Here is a 19,405-nt window from a genome sequence, read left to right as displayed (position 1 = left end):
AAGAGCATCTATATATTTTTTTAAGTATATAAGACGTCTTATTTCCCCCTTAAATTATTGTGAAGTATATGCAAAATGCAATGAATAGATTGTCCATCATTTTAACGTTATAATGAATTTAACGACTTAGAACTACAGAAGTAAAGGAGAATGAAGATGTCTCGAAAAACGGCGCTATTAGTTTTGGATATGCAAGAAGGTATAGCGAGTAGTGTACCTAGAATAAAAAATATTATTAAAGCGAATCAGAGAGCAATTGAAGCAGCAAGACAACATCGAATACCAGTCATTTTCATACGTTTAGTGTTAGATAAGCATTTTAATGATGTCTCCTCGAGTAATAAAGTGTTTTCAACAATTAAAGCTCAAGGATATGCGATTACTGAAGCAGATGCATCTACACGAATACTTGAAGATTTAGCACCACTAGAAGATGAGCCGATTATTTCTAAGCGACGCTTTAGCGCATTTACAGGTAGTTACTTGGAAGTTTATTTACGTGCAAATGATATTAATCATTTAGTATTAACGGGTGTCTCTACGAGTGGAGCTGTATTGAGCACGGCATTAGAAAGTGTAGATAAAGACTATTATATTACTGTTTTAGAAGATGCTGTTGGTGATAGATCAGATGATAAACATGACTTTATTATTGAACAAATTTTATCACGCTCATGTGACATTGAATCCGTAGAGTCATGGAAAAGTAGTTTATAGTTAATATAACGTCAATTAAAGCTAGGCAGTAATGTTTGAAAATAAGTACATTTGCTCATATTTATAAAATGTGTGAGATGACAATTGAAACGGATATGATGAGGAACATTTGAACATAAAATAATATATTTATATAAAATGACCCGAGGCGTTCGAACTGAATACCTCGGGTTTAATTGAATAAGAAATCGGACTTATGAACAGAAATATGTTTAAGTCCGAACTCCTTGTTTATACTTATAAATTTTGCGGGTTTAATAATACTTATTTACCTGTAATATATGATAATTCTTCAGCGGCAGCTGCATTGATAGTTCTATGAGAAATGATACCTAATCCTTTAACATTGGATTCTGAAATAACGATAGAACCATCACTGTTAACTTTTTCAACAAATGCTACATGACCGTAATGTTGATCTGCACCAAATTGTCCAGCCTCAAATACAACAGCAGCATGACGTTTTGGTGTATGACTTACTTGATAATCACGGTATTGAGCTCGATTATTCCAATTATGTGCATCACCTAAATCACCTGAGATAGATGTACCAAATTGTTTCATACGGTTATATACGTACCAAGTACATTGGCCATGTGGATATGGCATACTATCAGATACCTCGCGGAAAGGTTTGAATTCATCTGATGAATCATCATAATCCTTGATAGAACGTTCATATTTATCTAAATCTGGCATGCGTTCATCGTCAAACTGAGTTAATTGATAGTGTTTAATAATACTGTTTAATTTCTTAGCATAGTTTGGATCTGTAGCATATGTTTTAGATAAGTGTGATGTTGCATCTTTATAAGAATCGGCTTCCGATTTCCATGTTGGTTTATAAATTGTTCGATTGCCATCAATACCATTTTTAATAAGGTCAGAGTAATCTTTTAGTGATTCTTTCGTGCTTGGATATTTTCGGAATCCAGCATTAATACTATACAATTTATTACCATCAGCTTCTAATGTGTTAAAAGGAACAGAATTCCCTTCAAAAGCACCTTTGATACCGAATAAATTATGGTTTGGTGACTTAGCTAAAGCACTACGACCTGAGTCAGATTCTAAGATTGCTTGGGCAATCATGACAGACGCATAAATATCGTTATCTTGACCAATGCGATGTGCATCTTTAGCAATTGATTTGACAAATTGACGTGTATCTTTTGAGTCAACAACGTTAAATTGTCCGCTATCATCATTGTTAGATATACTAGGATCTGTTTCGAATAATGATGTTGCACGTGTATCCTTTTGATTAACATCGTTATTGAATGATTGAGCAGGTTTAGATTTATGTTTCAATTCATCTTGTGTTGGTAACTGTGGATTCTTTGTATTAGATTTTTCATTTTTGTCTTTTTTAGATTGAGATGCATAATCTTTTTGTGTTTTCTTTGCATCTTCACTGTATTGATCCAAAATAGAGTCTAAAGCCGAATCTGACATTGATTGATTATCTTTCGATGAAGATTTTTGATTTGCTTTATCGTCACTTGCTGGTTGACTATTTGATTGATTAGGTTGTGTTGGCTTTGGCGAATTTGGTTGCTTATTAGATGTACTTGGTTTTGTATTGTTTGATTTAGGTGCTTTTTGATTGTCTGCTTTATCTTGTTTAGATGATTGCGTATCAGTGTCATTTTTGATGCTATTGTCACTGTTTTTATTCGAATCATTTGTTGACTTTTCGCCATTACGAGGTTGTTCGTAATCAGAAATATCCGAATTTAAATTGAATAAGTTTTGGATTAAAGTTGTTAATGAGTAATTATCATCGTATTTATTTTTGGTTAGCAATTGGTTTATATTGGTTTGTGGTAAATTCTTATAAATAAAATCAATGATATTGTTAGAGTCTGAAGTGCTGTCGTCTATAGTTTTAAATTTTTTGTCGTTATTGTCTTGGTTACTTGTATTATTGTTGTCTGCTTTATCAGTATCTTTACTTGTAGTATCCTTAGAAGTTTCATCGTCATTAGATTTTTTTGAATCATGAGATGTTGTCTTAGCTGTAGTATCTTTTTGAGGTGTATCAGCATAAGCGGTAGGTGAAACTAAAGTAGGTAATACGAGCGTAGTTGATAGCAAATAAATTAAAATTTTATTTTTAGGCATATTTCGTATTCTCCCTTGAAAAATATAATAATTAAGTGTGATAATAAACTATGATTTGTTATAATTTATCGTATGCTGAAAATAGTTGATAGGTATCAATCGACTAAATATCTTCCAGTAAATTGATTATACTAATTCACAACGCAAAAATAAATTAATTTACAAAAAATATATAAAAAATATGAATAATTCCTACATAGGAGTGTGACAATGAAGAACGCATTTAAATTATTTAAAATGGATCTGAAGAAAGTAGCTAAGACGCCAGCTGTGTGGATTATCTTAGCAGGCTTAGCTATTTTGCCATCGTTCTACGCTTGGTTTAACTTATGGGCAATGTGGGATCCATATGGCAACACGGGACACATCAAGGTCGCAGTCGTTAATGAAGATAAAGGCGACACAATCAGAGGGAAAAAAGTTAATGTCGGTAATACGATGGTTAATACACTCAAGAAAAATAAAAGTTTTGATTGGCAGTTTGTAAGTAGAGAGAAAGCTGATCATGAGATAAAAATGGGTAAATATTTTGCAGGTATTTACATCCCATCTAAGTTTACACATGAAATTACCGGGACACTACGTAAGCAGCCTCAAAAAGCAGATGTAGAATTTAAGGTGAATCAGAAGATTAACGCTGTTGCGTCTAAGCTAACAGATACTGGTTCGTCAGTTGTCGTTGAAAAAGCGAATGAACAATTTAATAAAACAGTAACTCGAGCATTATTAGAAGAAGCTAACAAAGCAGGTTTAACTATTGAAGAAAATGTGCCGACAATTAACAAGATAAAAAATGCGGTATATTCAGCAGATAAAGCTTTACCTAAGATTAATGACTTTGCGAATAAAATTGTGTATTTGAATAACCACCAAGCGGATTTAGATAAATATGCCAATGATTTTAGAAAACTAGGAAATTATAAAGGTGATATTTTAGATGCTCAGAAAAAATTAAACGAAGTCAATGGTGCTATTCCGCAACTTAATGAAAAGGCTAAGTTGATATTAGCTTTAAATAATTATATGCCGAAAATTGAAAAAGCGTTAAATTTTGCAGCTGATGACGTGCCAGCGCAGTTCCCTAAAATTAATCAAGGACTTAACATTGCGAGTCAAGGGATTGATCAAGCTAATGGACAGTTAAATGATGCCAAAGGCTTCGTCACACAAGTTAGAAGTAGAGTCGGTGATTATCAAGATGCAATTCGACGCGCGCAAGATTTAAATCGAAGAAACCAGCAACAGATTCCTCAAAATAGCGCGGCGAACAACGAAACATCAAATAGTTCACCTGCAGCTGGTAATGGTGTAGCATCAACGCCACCAAGTGCACCAAGTGGCGATACTGCACCAAATAATAATGTTACGCAAAATACCGCACCAAATAGTAATAATGCGCCTGTATCGACTACACCACAAAGTACAAGCGGGAAAAAAGATGGTCAAAGTTTTGCAGATATAACAACAACACAAGTCAGCACAGCTAACGAGAACACACAAAACATTACAGATAAAGATGTTAAATCAATGGAAGCGGCATTAACGGGCTCTTTATTATCATTATCAAATAATTTAGATACCCAAGCGAAAGCCGCACAAAAAGATAGTCAGGCATTACGTAATATTTCGTATGGCATTTTAGCATCGGACAAGCCTTCTGATTTTAGAGAGTCTTTAGATAATGTTAAGTCCGGTTTAGAATACACAACGCAATATAATCAACAATTTATCGATACATTAAAAGAGATTGAGAAGAATGAAAATGTTGATTTATCAAAAGAAATTGATAAGGTAAAAGCAGCTAATAATCGAATTAATGAATCATTAAGGTTAGTTAATCAATTAAGCAATGCATTAAAGAATGGTAGTTCAGGAACTGCTGAAGCTACTAAATTACTAGATCAACTTTCAAAACTAGATTCATCATTATCATCATTTAGAGATTATGTTAAAAAAGATCTTAACAGCTCTTTAGTATCAATATCACAACGTATTATGGATGAATTGAACAAAGGGCAAACTGCATTATCCAATGTTCAGTCTAAATTAAATACAATTGATCAAGTCATTAACAGTGGACAAGCTATTTTAAAAAATGGTAAAACACGTATTGATCGCTTACAAACAGTATTACCAAGTATTGAACAACAATACATTAGTGCTGTTAAAAATGCTCAAGCAAACTTCCCGAAAGTGAAAAGTGATGTAGCTAAAGCTGCTAACTTTGTGCGCAATGACTTACCACAGTTGGAACAGCGATTAACTAATGCGACAGCAAGTGTGAATAAAAATTTACCAACGTTATTAAATGGTTATGATCAAGCGGTAGGATTACTAAATAAAAATCAGCCACAAGCGAAAAAGGCTTTATCAGATTTAGCTGATTTTTCTCAAAATAAATTGCCTGATGTTGAAAAAGATTTGAAAAAAGCGAATAAAATTTTCAAGAAATTAGACAAAGATGATGCAGTCGACAAATTAATCGACACACTTAAGAATGATTTGAAAAAGCAAGCGGGTATTATTGCAAATCCTATTAATAAGAAGACTGTTGATGTTTTCCCAGTTAAGGATTATGGTTCAGGTATGACACCATTCTATACTGCACTGTCAGTATGGGTAGGTGCACTCTTGATGGTAAGTTTATTAACGGTTGATAATAAACATAAGAGTCTAGAGTCAGTCTTAACGACAAGACAAGTGTTCTTAGGTAAGGCAGGATTCTTTATAATGCTTGGTATGTTGCAAGCACTCATTGTATCGGTTGGAGATTTGTTAATCCTAAAAGCAGGAGTTGAGTCACCTGTATTATTTGTACTTATAACGATTTTCTGTTCGATTATTTTCAACTCAATCGTATATACGTGCGTATCATTACTTGGTAACCCAGGTAAAGCAATTGCAATCGTATTGCTTGTATTACAAATTGCAGGTGGTGGAGGAACATTCCCAATTCAAACTACGCCACAATTTTTCCAAAACATTTCGCCATACTTACCATTTACGTATGCAATTGATTCATTACGTGAAACAGTAGGCGGTATTGTTCCGGAAATCCTAATTACAAAATTAATTATATTAACGTTATTTGGCATAGGATTCTTCGTTGTAGGTTTAATTTTAAAACCTGTAACAGATCCATTGATGAAGCGCGTATCTGAAAAAGTTGACCAAAGTAACGTTACAGAATAAAAATTAAATCCACACATTAGGGTTATAGCTCCTTAATGTGTGGATTTTTATGTTTTTAGACAGAAGAGATAGTAATTTCTGTCTTTTATGGGACGGTTGTTATCATTGCTATTATCCAGGATGACTTACTATAGCACTAATATTACCGACAAAGTGAATATCCTCGTCTTCCGTAGTTAAAATAAAGCTAGAACCTTTTTGGATGTCATAGTGCTTATCGTTTACTGTTAAAGTACCAGTACCATCGATAATAGTAACTAAGCAATAAGCATGTGGTTTATTGAATTTTAAATCTCCATGAATATCCCATTTATATACTGCAAAATATTGATTATCTACAAATTGAGTTACAGTGTGTGTGTCGATGTGAGTTGTTATAGGAGTAGTATTTGGTTCATGATTGCCTAATTCAATCACATCTTTACTTTGCTCTAAGTGCAAATCACGCAATTGACCATTTTGATCTCGTCTATCATAGTCATAAATACGGTATGTCGTATCGGATGATTGTTGTGTCTCTAAAATTAAAATACCCGAACCAATGGCATGGACAGTGCCAGCAGGAACATAATAAAAGTCACCGGGCTTAACAGGTATACGTTTGAAAAGACTGTCAAATTCATGATTATCAATCATGTCGATTAACGTCTGTTTATTATGTGCATGTACGCCATATATAATTTCAGCACCTGGGGCTGCATCTAAAATATACCAACATTCTGTTTTACCTAGTTCGCCTTCGTGTTTTAAAGCGTAGTCATCATCTGGATGAACTTGAACAGATAATTTATCATTGGCATCTAATACTTTAGTTAGCAGAGGGAAACTATCTCGTGAATCATTATCGAATAATTCACGATGTTGTGACCAAAGTTGATCTAGGGTCATATCCTTGTATGGACCATTGATAATTGTATTAGGACCATTTGGATGTGCAGAAATTGCCCAGCATTCACCAGTTGTTTCATTAGGGATATCATAGTTAAATGCTTTTAATGCATGACCGCCCCAAATTCTGTCTTTAAAAACGGGTTGTAAAAATAATGCCATAGTTAAAACTCCTCTATATTTTCATTAATAAGTTATAAATTTCTGTAGTACTGTTTGCATTAATTAGTGATTGGCGTGTCTCATCATTCATTAACGCTTTAGATAAGCGCTGAAGTATTTTTAAATGTGTATCCTGACTGTTGTTTGGTACGGCAATTAAGAATATCAATTGAGGTAGACTACCATCTAGACTGTCCCATTTAACACCATGATTATTTTTCATAACAGCTACAATCGGTTGTTTTACAACATCAGACTTTGCATGTGGAATGGCCACGTTCATGCCAATAGCTGTCGTAGACTCCATTTCACGTTCTAGTATTGCATTTTTTAAATGCGATGTGTGCTCTACATAACGGCAAATTTTAAGTTTATGAATCAACATATCAATTGCTTCGTTTCGAGACATGTCGTGATCAGTAATTATCATAGTTTGTTGATCAAAAACATGAGAAGGTTTATTGAGATGTGAATGTTTCGCGGTTTTATCTACATTGTCAACCTCTGTATCATGTTGTGTAATATCTGTATCATGAAGTTGCGTGTGTTGCGCTGGTGCATCTACTGCTATAACTGGTGTATTGCGTTTTAATAATAGTACAGTAGTCATTGTGACAAGACTACCTACTATCACTGCAAAGATAAACCATAATACATGATCAATACCACCTAATACAGCCACGATTGGACCTCCATGTGCGACTCTATCGCCGACACCACCAATGGCTGCAATGACTGATGCAATCATTGCACCAATGATGTTTGCAGGTATAATGCGCAATGGATCTTGGGCTGCGAAAGGAATAGCACCTTCAGTAATACCAAATAGTCCCATAGTGAAGGAAGCCTTACCCATTTCTCTTTCGGAATGATTGAATTTATACTTTTGAACAAACGTTGCTAAACCTAAACCGATTGGTGGTGTACATACAGCAACTGCGACCATACCCATAACGGCGTAATTACCTTCAGCAATAAGTGCTGAGCCAAATAAAAATGCTACCTTGTTTACTGGACCGCCCATATCGAAGGCGATCATCGCACCTATAATCATCGCAAGTATAATAATATTAGCACCTTGCATACTTTTTAACCAGGTTGTTAATGCCTCAAAAATATTAGAAATTGGTGCACCGATTAAAAATATAAATATCAATCCTACAACGACCGATGAAATAATGGGAATAATAATGATAGGCATAATTGGTGCCATTGCTTTTGGAACTTTAATATCTTTAATCCACTTTGCGATATAACCTGCTAAGAAACCAGCAACAATACCACCTAAAAATCCTGCGCCTGCATCACTGCCATAAAAACTACCGTCAGCAGCGATAGCGCCGCCAATCATACCAGGAACAAGACCGGGCTTGTCAGCGATACTAACAGCGATATATCCAGCTAGTATTGGAACCATAAATTTAAAGGCTAAACTACCAATGTTTTCAATGGATTTCCAAAATGAATCATCTGGGATGACTAATCCTTTTGATGTCGTTTCACCGCCTAGAGTCAGCGCGATGGCGATAAGGAGTCCACCAACTACGATAAAAGGAACCATAAACGATACACCGTTCATTAAATGTTGATACACCATTTGAATACCACTTTTAGACTTACCGCGATCTTTCGAATGATAATTTGTTTCAGATTGATAAATAGGCGCATCTTGATTAATGATACGTTGAATTAGACCTCTCGGATTATGAATCCCTTCGCGAACATTTTCATTAATCAACCGTTTACCAACAAATCGGGATAGATCAACTTGTTTATCAGCTGCAATTATGACACCGTCAGCTTCTTCGATGTCTTGCGTAGTTAAAACATTTTCAGCACCAACACCGCCCTGTGTCTCTACTTTAATATCCACACCCATTTCTTTTGCTACCTGCTCAAGCTTTTCTTGAGCCATATATGTATGTGCAATGCCATTTGGGCATGAGGTAATAGCTACAATTTTCATAAAATCATCTCCTTTTCTATATTGTAAGCGTATTCTCGATACTAAAAAAAGAATAATTACCGTTACTAGTGGCAATTATTCTTGTAAGTATTCAAATAACTGTTGCTTTAAACTATGATCATCTAAACTACATAAATGGTTCACTGAATCATCATCCAAGTTAGCAATTAATTGCATCATTTGTTTTGTAAAAGCTTTGTCTTTATGCGAAATCGCTAAGAAAAAGACAAGTTTGACATCGTGTTGTCGCCAAGGAAAAACATCTTTTGTGCGAAAAATAAGCACATGTGATTGTAAAACTTTTTCAGGATCTCCATGAGGAATCGCCATAAAATTACCTATGTATGTAGAAGATGATTTCTCACGCTCTAAAGCTGATTCGATATATCCTTCTACAATCGCATGATGTGCTTGTAATATTTTTTGAGCTTCTTCAAAAATTTGCACAGTATGCCGTGATTTTTGTTCAGTATTTACGACAAGGAAATTGACAGTGTCCATATGATGATGTGCTTGAACCGGATTTTGCTTTTGCTTCACAACGTGTCTGATTTTGTGACGATCATCTTCAGAAAATAATGGTGCAACCTTGATAGTCGTCAGGTGCTTAGGAAGTATGTTTAGCGTTTGTTTTGGAATATCATGGGTCGTTATTAATAAATCTACATTGTCAAAGTGATAGTGTGTTATACTTTCTAGTTTAATCGTATTTATTACTGACAACTCTTCGGATAAGTTATTTATTTTAGTTTCTAAAAAATTCGACACACCTAGACCATAATAACAAGCAATGACTACATTTAATTGTGTTTTGGTACGACGCTCGATGGCAGCTTGAAAATGAATTGTTAAAAATGCAATTTCATCTTCGCTCATCTCTATATCAGTATCAATTGCTAATTTATCAATCGCTTCAAAAAGTGTGTTAAACACAAAGGGATAGAGTTTTTTAATCTCTATAACTAAAGGATTGTTTAAATAAATGTTTTGAGTGATACGTAAATATGCTTTACTAAAATGATTATATAAATTTTGTTGTAAAATCGAATCTTCATTGAAAGGTACATGAATACGTTGCTGCATCAATTCGATTAAGCGATCAATATAACTTTGTATAAATATACGTTCTATACCAATATCGAGTTTATTAAAATGATAAGCAATAAAGAATGAAAACATATTGATTACTTTTTCGTTCAAGTCATAACCTAATCTTTCGTTGATTTGCTTAATGCAAGATTGAGATATCAATTTTGCATCATGGTTTAACGTGTCTAGCTCACTTAAAGATTGCTTACGTTTAATGATTAAAATGAGATGAATTAAAAGCTGTTGTATTTGAATATCAGTTGTTTCAATACTATGTTGTTGAAGTGTCTCTTGTATAATATGCGAAATCATCCTTTGGTGTGAATCAGGTAATTCATTTAAAATTAGGTCTTCAACATGTACATGCCCTGATGATAATTGATTTAAATGGATGATGGCATTAGTGATATCATTATCTGTTCCATCGACCACAATACCTTGTTTTTTCTTGATTGTTAAAACGATATTAAATTTTTGACACCATTGTTGAATTCGAACGAAATAGTCGTTGAGCACAGTTTTAGATAATAGATAATCTTGCTCTAGTTGTTGCAATGTCTGCGATTTATTGTGCATTAGCAGTTGATACGCCATAGATAATAATAGTTTTTCTTTATATGATTGAATATGCGTGTAACGTTCAGTTATCGTTTCTAAGGTATACTGCGATGTATTTAATTGATATCCTTTAGATTTAATACTTACGATGATATCATCCATAAAATTGCTATTGATAACATGAATATCATTGCGAACTGTGCGGTTTGAAACATTGACATGTTCAGCAATTTCATTAGAACTAATGTGCTTTGATGGATTTTTAATAAAAAACTGGAGTAGTTTTAAGTGTCTATCAAGCATTTAACATGTACCTCCTTTCTAAATTTTTCGTGTAAGCGTTTTTAAAGGTGTATTAATATTATTAAACATGAGAGCTTATACATACGTCAATGACATTAAAGCGAACTTTTATATGATTTTAACAGAGTGCGAATTATGCAAATAAAGAACAGCAGTAAGATATTTCAAATAGAAAAATATCTCACTGCTGTTTTTCTGAATTTATGCATCTGGTACTTGTGGACGTATCAGGCAAATGATTAATTTTTAGGTGATTGTGCTTGAGGTGTTTGTTTAGAAGGCGTATTGGTATTATTTGATTTATTAGCAGGTGGTGTGTTCTGTTGTTGATTATTTTGGTTGTTTGTTGACGATTGACTGCCACCACCGTGAGTATTATTTTTATTTGAATTTGAGTCTTTTGGCTGAGCTGGTTGCGTATTCGATGGTACTGTTGAATGGTTGTTAGGAACATTTGACGGTGAAGATGGTTGATTGTCATTAGTATCGTTATTGCCATTATTTTGATTTTTATCTGTTTTGTCTGCACTATCATCTTGTTGATCATTTTCTTCGGTTTCTGTTTTTTTATGCGTAGATTTATTTTCTTGTTCTTGGTTATTACTTGATGATGTAGAATGATTTATTGCAGCATAAATTGCGAACCCAAGTGCTCCGATTAATACGATAATTACGATGGTAATAAGAAGTTTTTTCAAATATAACGCCTCCATGTTAATGAAAAGTAGTTGATACGTGAAGCTAAATAATTTATTTCAATATTGCCATAATCATTTTAAAAAATAAATATTAGAAAAGTAGGCGATATTAATATTTTCATTGTTTTTTGTGTACTTCAATTAGTATAACAAAACTGTTATGTATTTATAAATATAATCATTAGTATTTTTATGGCTGAAAAAGTTATAATAAAAGTGTAAGGAATAAAATATTTGTATGGAAAAGAGAGATAATTATGAATAAAACCAGTAAAGTTTGTGTAGCAGCAACATTAGCATTGGGCACACTGATTGGAGTAACAGTTGTTGAAAATTCGGCGCCAACAAGTAAACAGGCACAGGCAGCAATAACCCCATATTATACTTATAATGGTTATATTGGTAATAATGCTAATTTTATTCTGGATAAGAATTTTATTAACGCGATTAAGTATGATAATGTGAAATTCAATGGTATTAAATTAGCTAAAACGAATACGATAAAAAAAGTAGAGAAATATGATCAAACTTTTAAAGGTGTTTCTGCAAAAGGAAACGAAGCAAGTCAATTGCAATTTGTAGTTAAAAATAATATTTCATTAAAAGATATCCAAAAAGCTTATGGCAAGGACTTGAAAAAAGAAAATGGTAAAACAAAGGAAGCTGATAGCGGTATTTTTTACTATCAAAATGCTAAAAAGACATTAGGCATCTGGTTTGTCGTTGATCATATTAGAGTTGTCGAAGTAACAGTTGGACATACACCATACAAAACAAGTAAATAAAATAATGGCATATTAAGGCTAGAGTGTGAGGAGAGATACCGCATTCTAGTCTTTTTTATTAAATAATAACGATTATTGCGTCTTACATAGTTGTTTGAAATTGATAAAAATGTTTATTTGATCATGATTATTTAAATAGTTATCTCACATATTTCAAGCATTGATTAAGTATATAGAGCACTATTTTGTATTTGTTAATATTTTCACAAAAATAAAGCCTTGATAAATTTTAAAATATAATTAAGCTCAATTTTTAAAATTTTATTTAGCTACAGATAACATTTTTAAAAAAGAAAAGAATCAATAAATAAAATCAACGAACAAAAAGTATCGAAATAAATAGAAATAATCATTTACTTTTCTGAAAAATTAAATTAATATTTTATTTATAAGCTGTTTTTAAGATTTCAGGAGGAATGAAATGTGAGGAAATTTTCAAGATATGCATTTACAAGTATGGCAGCAGTAACATTGTTGAGCACTTTATCACCAGCAGCATTAGCGATTGATTCAAAAAATAAACCAGCTAATTCTGATATTAAATTTGAGGTGACTCAAAAGAGTGATGCGGTCAAAGCATTAAAAGAATTGCCTAAATCCGAAAATGTAAAAAATATTTATCAAGATTACGCTGTTACTGATGTAAAAACTGATAAAAAAGGATTTACGCATTATACATTGCAACCGAGTGTTGATGGTGTTCATGCACCTGACAAAGAAGTGAAAGTACACGCAGACAAATCAGGAAAAGTCGTTTTAATCAATGGGGATACTGATGCGAAGAAAGTAAAGCCAACGAATAAAGTGACATTAAGTAAAGATGACGCAGCCGACAAAGCATTTAAAGCAGTTAAGATTGATAAGCATAAAGCGAAAAATCTTAAAGATAAAGTCATTAAAGAAAACAAAGTTGAAATCGATGGTGACAGTAATAAATACGTTTATAATGTTGAGTTAATTACAGTGACACCAGAAATTTCACATTGGAAAGTTAAAATTGATGCTCAAACTGGCGAAATTTTAGAAAAAATGAACTTAGTTAAAGAAGCTGCAGAAACTGGTAAAGGAAAAGGTGTACTTGGCGATACAAAAGATATCAATATCAATAGTATTGACGGTGGATTTAGCCTAGAAGATTTAACGCATCAAGGTAAATTATCAGCATTTAGCTTTAATGATCAAACAGGTCAAGCAACATTGATTACTAATGAAGATGAAAACTTCGTAAAAGATGAGCAACGTGCTGGCGTAGATGCAAATTATTACGCTAAACAAACATATGATTATTACAAAGACACATTTGGTCGTGAATCATATGACAACCAAGGTAGTCCAATTGTTTCATTAACGCATGTTAATAACTACGGTGGTCAAGATAACAGAAATAATGCCGCATGGATTGGTGACAAAATGATCTATGGTGATGGTGATGGTCGCACATTCACAAGTTTATCGGGTGCAAATGACGTAGTGGCACACGAATTAACACACGGTGTGACACAAGAGACTGCGAACTTAGAATATAAGGACCAGTCAGGCGCTCTAAATGAAAGCTTTTCAGATGTTTTTGGATACTTTGTAGATGACGAGGATTTCTTAATGGGTGAAGATGTCTACACACCTGGAAAAGAGGGGGACGCTTTACGCAGCATGTCAAACCCAGAACAATTTGGTCAACCAGCTCATATGAAAGACTATGTATTCACTGAAAAAGATAATGGTGGCGTACATACGAATTCTGGAATTCCAAATAAAGCAGCTTATAACGTGATTCAAGCAATAGGGAAATCTAAATCAGAACAAATTTACTACCGAGCATTAACGGAATACTTAACAAGTAATTCAAACTTCAAAGATTGTAAAGATGCATTATACCAAGCGGCTAAAGATTTATATGACGAGCAAACAGCTGAACAGGTGTATGAAGCATGGAATGAAGTAGGCGTGGAGTAAAAATATATAAACAAGAAGAAGTAATGTTAAACACTTATAAATAATTAAATTTTAAATACAGCTTATATATGGGGTATACCTACATTGATAATTGACTTTGTAGGTATACCCTCTCTTTGTAATTAGATGAGAGGAGTGTGAGGGTTGTCTGCCGAAAGACTACTCGGCAGTCTAAAATCATTACAAGTAGTAGATATGTGATAATTAAATGCTGACTTAGAATACAAAATTCATTTTAAAAGTTGTCACAAAAAATTTACATGTATTTTTATTATCTTTTGCAAAACAAAGTGTTAAATTATAAATGAAACATGCATGAATTTATTTTTTAATACAAGAAACGTAACTACCAAAGGAGTTTACAATATGAAGAAAAGTAAACGATTAGAAATTGTTTCTACAATAGTTAAAAAGCATAAGATTTATAAAAAAGAACAAATCATTTCATATATTGAAGAATATTTTGGTGTAAGATATAGTGCAACAACAATTGCTAAAGACTTGAAAGAACTTAATATATATCGTGTCCCTATCGATTGTGAAACATGGATTTATAAAGCTATTAATAATCAAACAGAACAAGAGATGAGAGAAAAGTTTAGACACTATTGTGAACATGAAGTTCTAAGTTCAATCATCAATGGTTCATACATTATCGTTAAAACCTCACCTGGTTTCGCCCAAGGCATAAACTATTTTATCGATCAGCTAAATATAGAAGAGATATTAGGTACGGTGAGTGGAAATGACACTACATTAATCTTAACTGCCTCAAATGATATGGCAGAATACGTATATGCAAAATTATTTAAATAGACATGTATCAAATGAATAATAAAAATTAGTTTCGTATCACGTGTACACAAGTTAGTTACCAAATATTAACTTGTGTACGCGTTTTTTTATGGAAAGAAAGAATTCATAGTCATTCATTTGACTGTATAAAAAACTTTATACAACGTGTTTTTGTGGGTCTTTTTGAATAAAAAATGTATATTTTGACCCAAAACACCTTTATTTATGTATAAAAATCCATTATTATGTATTGTATAACAAAAAGATATGAAATTTTCGACTTTCTTTATGTGAATATAATCACATGTAAGCGTTTGAAGATTGTCTATACTCTAAATGAATTCAAAGATAAAAGGAGGAAATAGACATGACAGATGGTCCAATTAAAGTAAATAGCGAAATTGGAGCTTTAAAAACTGTGTTACTTAAGCGTCCTGGAAAAGAATTAGAAAATTTAGTACCTGATTATTTAGATGGATTACTATTTGATGATATTCCATATTTAGAAGTAGCTCAAAAAGAGCATGACCATTTTGCGCAGGTGCTAAGAGAAGAGGGTGTTGAAGTACTTTACCTTGAGAAGTTAGCAGCTGAAAGTATTGAAAATCCTCAAGTAAGAAGTGAATTTATTGATGATGTATTAGCAGAGTCTAAAAAAACAATATTAGGTCATGAAGAAGAAATTAAGACATTATTTGCGACACTTTCTAATCAAGAACTTGTAGATAAAATAATGTCAGGGGTACGTAAGGAAGAAATTAATCCGAAATGTACACATCTAGTAGAGTACATGGATGATAAGTATCCATTCTATTTAGATCCAATGCCAAACCTTTATTTTACTAGAGATCCACAAGCCTCAATAGGACACGGTATAACAATCAATCGGATGTTCTGGAGAGCACGACGACGAGAATCAATATTTATTCAATATATTGTAAAGCATCATCCTAGATTTAAAGATGCGAATATTCCAATCTGGTTAGATCGAGATTGCCCATTCAATATTGAAGGCGGCGATGAACTTGTTTTATCTAAAGATGTCTTGGCTATAGGCGTTTCAGAACGTACATCTGCACAAGCTATTGAAAAGTTAGCGCGACGTATTTTTGAAAATCCGCAGGCGACGTTTAAAAAAGTAGTAGCAATTGAAATTCCAACTAGTCGAACTTTTATGCACTTAGATACAGTATTTACAATGATAGATTATGACAAATTTACAATGCATTCAGCCATTTTAAAGGCAGAAGGCAATATGAATATATTTATTATTGAATATGATGACGTAAATAAAGATATTGCCATCAAACAATCTAGTCATTTAAAAGATACTTTAGAAGACGTACTAGGTATAGATGATATCCAATTCATTCCAACAGGAAATGGTGATGTCATTGATGGTGCTAGAGAGCAATGGAATGATGGCTCAAATACATTATGTATAAGACCAGGCGTTGTAGTGACTTACGATAGAAACTATGTATCGAATGATTTATTGAGACAAAAAGGCATAAAAGTCATTGAAATATCTGGTAGCGAGCTGGTACGTGGACGTGGGGGCCCTAGATGTATGAGTCAACCACTATTCAGAGAAGACATTTAACGTAATAAATTATAGAAGCGAGGGTGAAAATAATGACAGAAATTCAAAAACCGTATGATTTAAAAGGCAGATCATTATTAAAAGAAAGTGATTTTACCAAAGCAGAATTCGAAGGACTTATTGATTTTGCAATTACATTAAAAGAGTATAAGAAAAACGGTATTAAGCATCACTACTTATCTGGAAAAAATATTGCACTACTATTCGAAAAGAATTCGACGAGAACGCGTGCAGCGTTTACAGTTGCGTCTATTGATTTAGGTGCGCATCCAGAATTTTTAGGGAAAAATGATATTCAATTAGGCAAAAAAGAATCTGTAGAGGATACTGCGAAAGTATTAGGTAGAATGTTCGATGGTATTGAATTCCGTGGTTTTTCACAACAAGCTGTTGAAGATTTAGCGAAGTTCTCTGGTGTACCGGTGTGGAATGGATTAACAGACGATTGGCATCCTACACAAATGTTAGCTGATTTTATGACAATAAAAGAGAATTTTGGATATCTAGAAGGAATAAACTTAACTTACGTTGGAGATGGACGTAATAATATTGCGCATTCATTAATGGTAGCAGGTGCTATGTTAGGTGTTAATGTAAGAATTTGTACACCTAAATCATTAAATCCAAAAGAGGCATATGTTGATATTGCAAAAGAAAAAGCGAGTCAATATGGTGGTTCAATCATGATTACGGATAATATTGCAGAAGCAGTTGAAAATACAGATGCTATATATACAGATGTTTGGGTATCGATGGGTGAAGAAAGTGAATTTGAACAACGTATTAATTTATTAAAAGACTATCAAGTGAATCAACAGATGTTTGATTTAACAGGTAAAGATTCAACGATATTCTTACATTGTTTACCAGCATTCCATGATACAAATACACTTTATGGACAAGAAATTTATGAAAAATATGGATTAGCTGAAATGGAAGTTACAGACCAAATCTTTAGAAGTGAACATTCAAAAGTGTTTGATCAAGCTGAAAATAGAATGCATACAATTAAGGCAGTAATGGCAGCAACATTGGGGAGTTAATCACTAAATGGAACGATATGAATATGATGTGTCTGATGATATAAGTGTCATGTACAGACACCTCATATTGGTATTAAAGGAGAAATGAATATGAACGAATCAGGAGATAACAAACTCAGTAAATCTTCTTTAATTGGACTAGTTATAGGATCCATGATTGGTGGCGGTGCGTTCAATATAATGTCTGATATGGGCGGTAAAGCCGGTGGATTAGCCATTATTATTGGTTGGATTATTACAGCTATAGGAATGATTTCATTAGCGTTCGTATTTCAAAATTTAACCAATGAACGGCCGGAGCTAGACGGTGGTATTTATAGTTATGCTCAAGCAGGATTTGGCGATTTTGTAGGATTTATCAGTGCTTGGGGATATTGGTTCTCAGCGTTTTTAGGCAATGTTGCCTATGCAACACTATTGATGTCAGCAGTAGGTAACTTTTTCCCGATTTTTAAAGGAGGCAACACATTACCAAGTATTATTGTCGCCTCGTTACTACTCTGGGGTGTCCATTTCTTGATTTTAAAAGGCGTTGAAACAGCAGCATTTATCAATAGTATTGTTACTGTTGCAAAGTTAATCCCGATTTTACTTGTAATCATATGCATGATAATTGCATTCAATTTTGACACTTTTAAAACAGGCTTTTTCGGTATGACGTCAGAGGGTGTATTGCCATTTAGTTGGGCGAGCACAATGAGCCAAGTTAAAAGTACGATGCTAGTGACAGTTTGGGTGTTTATCGGTATCGAAGGTGCAGTAATTTTTTCTAGTAGAGCTAAAAATAAAAAAGATGTAGGTAGTGCCACGGTTATAGGACTTATATCAGTTTTAATTATCTATTTCTTATTAACTGTATTAGCTCAAGGCGTGATTTTGCAAAATCATATTTCTCAATTAGATTCGCCAAGTATGGCACAGGTGCTTGCAACTATTGTAGGTGGTTGGGGATCTACACTTGTAAATATTGGTTTAATTATTTCGGTACTAGGTGCATGGTTAGGATGGACATTGCTTGCTGGTGAATTACCTTTCATTGTTGCAAAAGATGGATTATTTCCAAAGTGGTTTGCTAAAGAAAATAAAAATGGAGCACCTGTAAATGCACTGCTTATTACCAATATATTAGTACAATTATTTTTAATAAGTATGCTATTTACACAGAGTGCGTATCAATTTGCATTTTCACTAGCATCAAGTGCTATTTTATACCCTTACATGTTCAGTGCATTTTACCAAGTTAAATACACTTTAGAGCATCGACAGCAAGCAACTACTAAACAATGGACGATTGGCATCATAGCCTCAATTTATGCTATATGGCTTATATATGCAGCAGGTATCAATTACTTATTATTGACGATGTTACTTTATATTCCAGCTCTTCTTGTTTATTCAATCGTTCAAAAGAATAATCAGACACGTTTGATTAAATCAGACTATATTCTTTTTATGATTATTATCGTACTTGCAGTTATCGGATTAATTAAGTTATTGATGGGAACGATAAATGTTTTTTAAAAGGAGCG

Annotated in this window: 14 protein-coding genes; 9 read left to right on the top strand and 5 right to left on the bottom strand. The window is 33.2% G+C overall.

Going from position 1 to position 19,405, the window contains the following annotated elements; genetic code table 11:
• Nucleotides 1-156 precede the first annotated feature (156 nt).
• The gene (locus NSS86_RS12250) at nucleotides 157-717 is read left to right on the top strand and encodes an isochorismatase family cysteine hydrolase (RefSeq protein ID WP_000088195.1); all 561 of its coding nucleotides are present in this window, start codon (nucleotides 157-159) and stop codon (nucleotides 715-717) included.
• A 264-nt stretch (nucleotides 718-981) separates the two neighbouring features.
• Here NSS86_RS12250 and NSS86_RS12245 read toward each other — a convergent pair whose 3' ends face one another.
• The gene (locus NSS86_RS12245; protein WP_001125628.1) at nucleotides 982-2,841 is read right to left on the bottom strand and encodes an amidase domain-containing protein; all 1,860 of its coding nucleotides are present in this window, start codon (nucleotides 2,839-2,841) and stop codon (nucleotides 982-984) included.
• A gap of 210 nt (nucleotides 2,842-3,051) precedes the next feature.
• On the opposite strand from NSS86_RS12245, the gene NSS86_RS12240 reads away from it, so the two are divergent.
• Nucleotides 3,052-6,033: a YhgE/Pip domain-containing protein gene (locus NSS86_RS12240; protein WP_000786115.1), complete on the top strand. Its 2,982-nt coding sequence runs from the start codon at nucleotides 3,052-3,054 to the stop codon at nucleotides 6,031-6,033.
• A 111-nt stretch (nucleotides 6,034-6,144) separates the two neighbouring features.
• Here the strand turns inward: NSS86_RS12240 and manA are convergent, their stop codons facing one another.
• From manA to NSS86_RS12220, 4 genes are all read right to left on the bottom strand, one after another.
• Nucleotides 6,145-7,083, bottom strand: a complete 939-nt coding sequence (gene manA / locus NSS86_RS12235) for a mannose-6-phosphate isomerase, class I (protein ID WP_001173201.1) — start codon at nucleotides 7,081-7,083, stop codon at nucleotides 6,145-6,147.
• A gap of 13 nt (nucleotides 7,084-7,096) precedes the next feature.
• The gene (locus tag NSS86_RS12230; RefSeq protein WP_000706111.1) at nucleotides 7,097-9,049 is read right to left on the bottom strand and encodes a PTS fructose transporter subunit IIABC; all 1,953 of its coding nucleotides are present in this window, start codon (nucleotides 9,047-9,049) and stop codon (nucleotides 7,097-7,099) included.
• A gap of 75 nt (nucleotides 9,050-9,124) precedes the next feature.
• Nucleotides 9,125-10,999: a BglG family transcription antiterminator gene (locus NSS86_RS12225; protein WP_000887022.1), complete on the bottom strand. Its 1,875-nt coding sequence runs from the start codon at nucleotides 10,997-10,999 to the stop codon at nucleotides 9,125-9,127.
• Between the two features lie 239 nt (nucleotides 11,000-11,238).
• Nucleotides 11,239-11,697, bottom strand: coding sequence for a hypothetical protein (locus tag NSS86_RS12220; protein ID WP_000734800.1), 459 nt, complete (start codon nucleotides 11,695-11,697; stop codon nucleotides 11,239-11,241).
• Between the two features lie 257 nt (nucleotides 11,698-11,954).
• Here NSS86_RS12220 and isaB point away from each other — a divergent pair, with 257 nt between their 5' ends.
• The 7 genes from isaB to arcD all read left to right on the top strand — a co-directional run bounded on the left by isaB (nucleotide 11,955) and on the right by arcD (nucleotide 19,397).
• Nucleotides 11,955-12,482, top strand: a complete 528-nt coding sequence (gene isaB / locus NSS86_RS12215; protein WP_001044559.1) for an immunodominant staphylococcal antigen IsaB — start codon at nucleotides 11,955-11,957, stop codon at nucleotides 12,480-12,482.
• 423 nt (nucleotides 12,483-12,905) lie between these two features.
• Nucleotides 12,906-14,435 carry a zinc metalloproteinase aureolysin gene (gene aur, locus NSS86_RS12210; protein WP_001225022.1) on the top strand — a complete coding sequence of 510 codons (1,530 nt, stop codon included), beginning with the start codon at nucleotides 12,906-12,908 and terminating at the stop codon, nucleotides 14,433-14,435.
• Between the two features lie 366 nt (nucleotides 14,436-14,801).
• Nucleotides 14,802-15,251, top strand: coding sequence for an arginine repressor (locus NSS86_RS12205; protein WP_000748760.1), 450 nt, complete (start codon nucleotides 14,802-14,804; stop codon nucleotides 15,249-15,251).
• 35 nt (nucleotides 15,252-15,286) lie between these two features.
• Nucleotides 15,287-15,421 carry a hypothetical protein gene (locus NSS86_RS12200; protein WP_031775727.1) on the top strand — a complete coding sequence of 45 codons (135 nt, stop codon included), beginning with the start codon at nucleotides 15,287-15,289 and terminating at the stop codon, nucleotides 15,419-15,421.
• Between the two features lie 176 nt (nucleotides 15,422-15,597).
• Nucleotides 15,598-16,833: an arginine deiminase gene (arcA, locus tag NSS86_RS12195; RefSeq protein ID WP_000129417.1), complete on the top strand. Its 1,236-nt coding sequence runs from the start codon at nucleotides 15,598-15,600 to the stop codon at nucleotides 16,831-16,833.
• Nucleotides 16,834-16,865: 32 nt separating this feature from the next.
• Complete coding sequence (gene argF, locus NSS86_RS12190; protein WP_000136162.1) at nucleotides 16,866-17,876, top strand: ornithine carbamoyltransferase; 1,011 nt, start codon at nucleotides 16,866-16,868, stop codon at nucleotides 17,874-17,876.
• Between the two features lie 90 nt (nucleotides 17,877-17,966).
• The gene (arcD, locus tag NSS86_RS12185; RefSeq protein ID WP_001005835.1) at nucleotides 17,967-19,397 is read left to right on the top strand and encodes an arginine-ornithine antiporter; all 1,431 of its coding nucleotides are present in this window, start codon (nucleotides 17,967-17,969) and stop codon (nucleotides 19,395-19,397) included.
• Nucleotides 19,398-19,405 lie beyond the last annotated feature (8 nt).

Origin of the sequence: Staphylococcus sp. FSL W8-0056 (genome assembly GCF_037963075.1) — a bacterium.
GTDB lineage: Bacteria > Bacillota > Bacilli > Staphylococcales > Staphylococcaceae > Staphylococcus > Staphylococcus aureus.
This window is presented reverse-complemented; position numbering and strand designations above follow the sequence as displayed.

Coding starts and splice junctions, on each gene's coding strand:
- NSS86_RS12250 (WP_000088195.1), top strand. CDS start 157: ATGTCTCGAAAAACGGCGCTATTAGTTTTGGATATGCAAGAAGGTATA.
- NSS86_RS12245 (WP_001125628.1), bottom strand. CDS start 2,841: ATGCCTAAAAATAAAATTTTAATTTATTTGCTATCAACTACGCTCGTA.
- NSS86_RS12240 (WP_000786115.1), top strand. CDS start 3,052: ATGAAGAACGCATTTAAATTATTTAAAATGGATCTGAAGAAAGTAGCT.
- manA (WP_001173201.1), bottom strand. CDS start 7,083: ATGGCATTATTTTTACAACCCGTTTTTAAAGACAGAATTTGGGGCGGT.
- NSS86_RS12230 (WP_000706111.1), bottom strand. CDS start 9,049: ATGAAAATTGTAGCTATTACCTCATGCCCAAATGGCATTGCACATACA.
- NSS86_RS12225 (WP_000887022.1), bottom strand. CDS start 10,999: ATGCTTGATAGACACTTAAAACTACTCCAGTTTTTTATTAAAAATCCA.
- isaB (WP_001044559.1), top strand. CDS start 11,955: ATGAATAAAACCAGTAAAGTTTGTGTAGCAGCAACATTAGCATTGGGC.
- NSS86_RS12205 (WP_000748760.1), top strand. CDS start 14,802: ATGAAGAAAAGTAAACGATTAGAAATTGTTTCTACAATAGTTAAAAAG.
- arcA (WP_000129417.1), top strand. CDS start 15,598: ATGACAGATGGTCCAATTAAAGTAAATAGCGAAATTGGAGCTTTAAAA.
- argF (WP_000136162.1), top strand. CDS start 16,866: ATGACAGAAATTCAAAAACCGTATGATTTAAAAGGCAGATCATTATTA.
- arcD (WP_001005835.1), top strand. CDS start 17,967: ATGAACGAATCAGGAGATAACAAACTCAGTAAATCTTCTTTAATTGGA.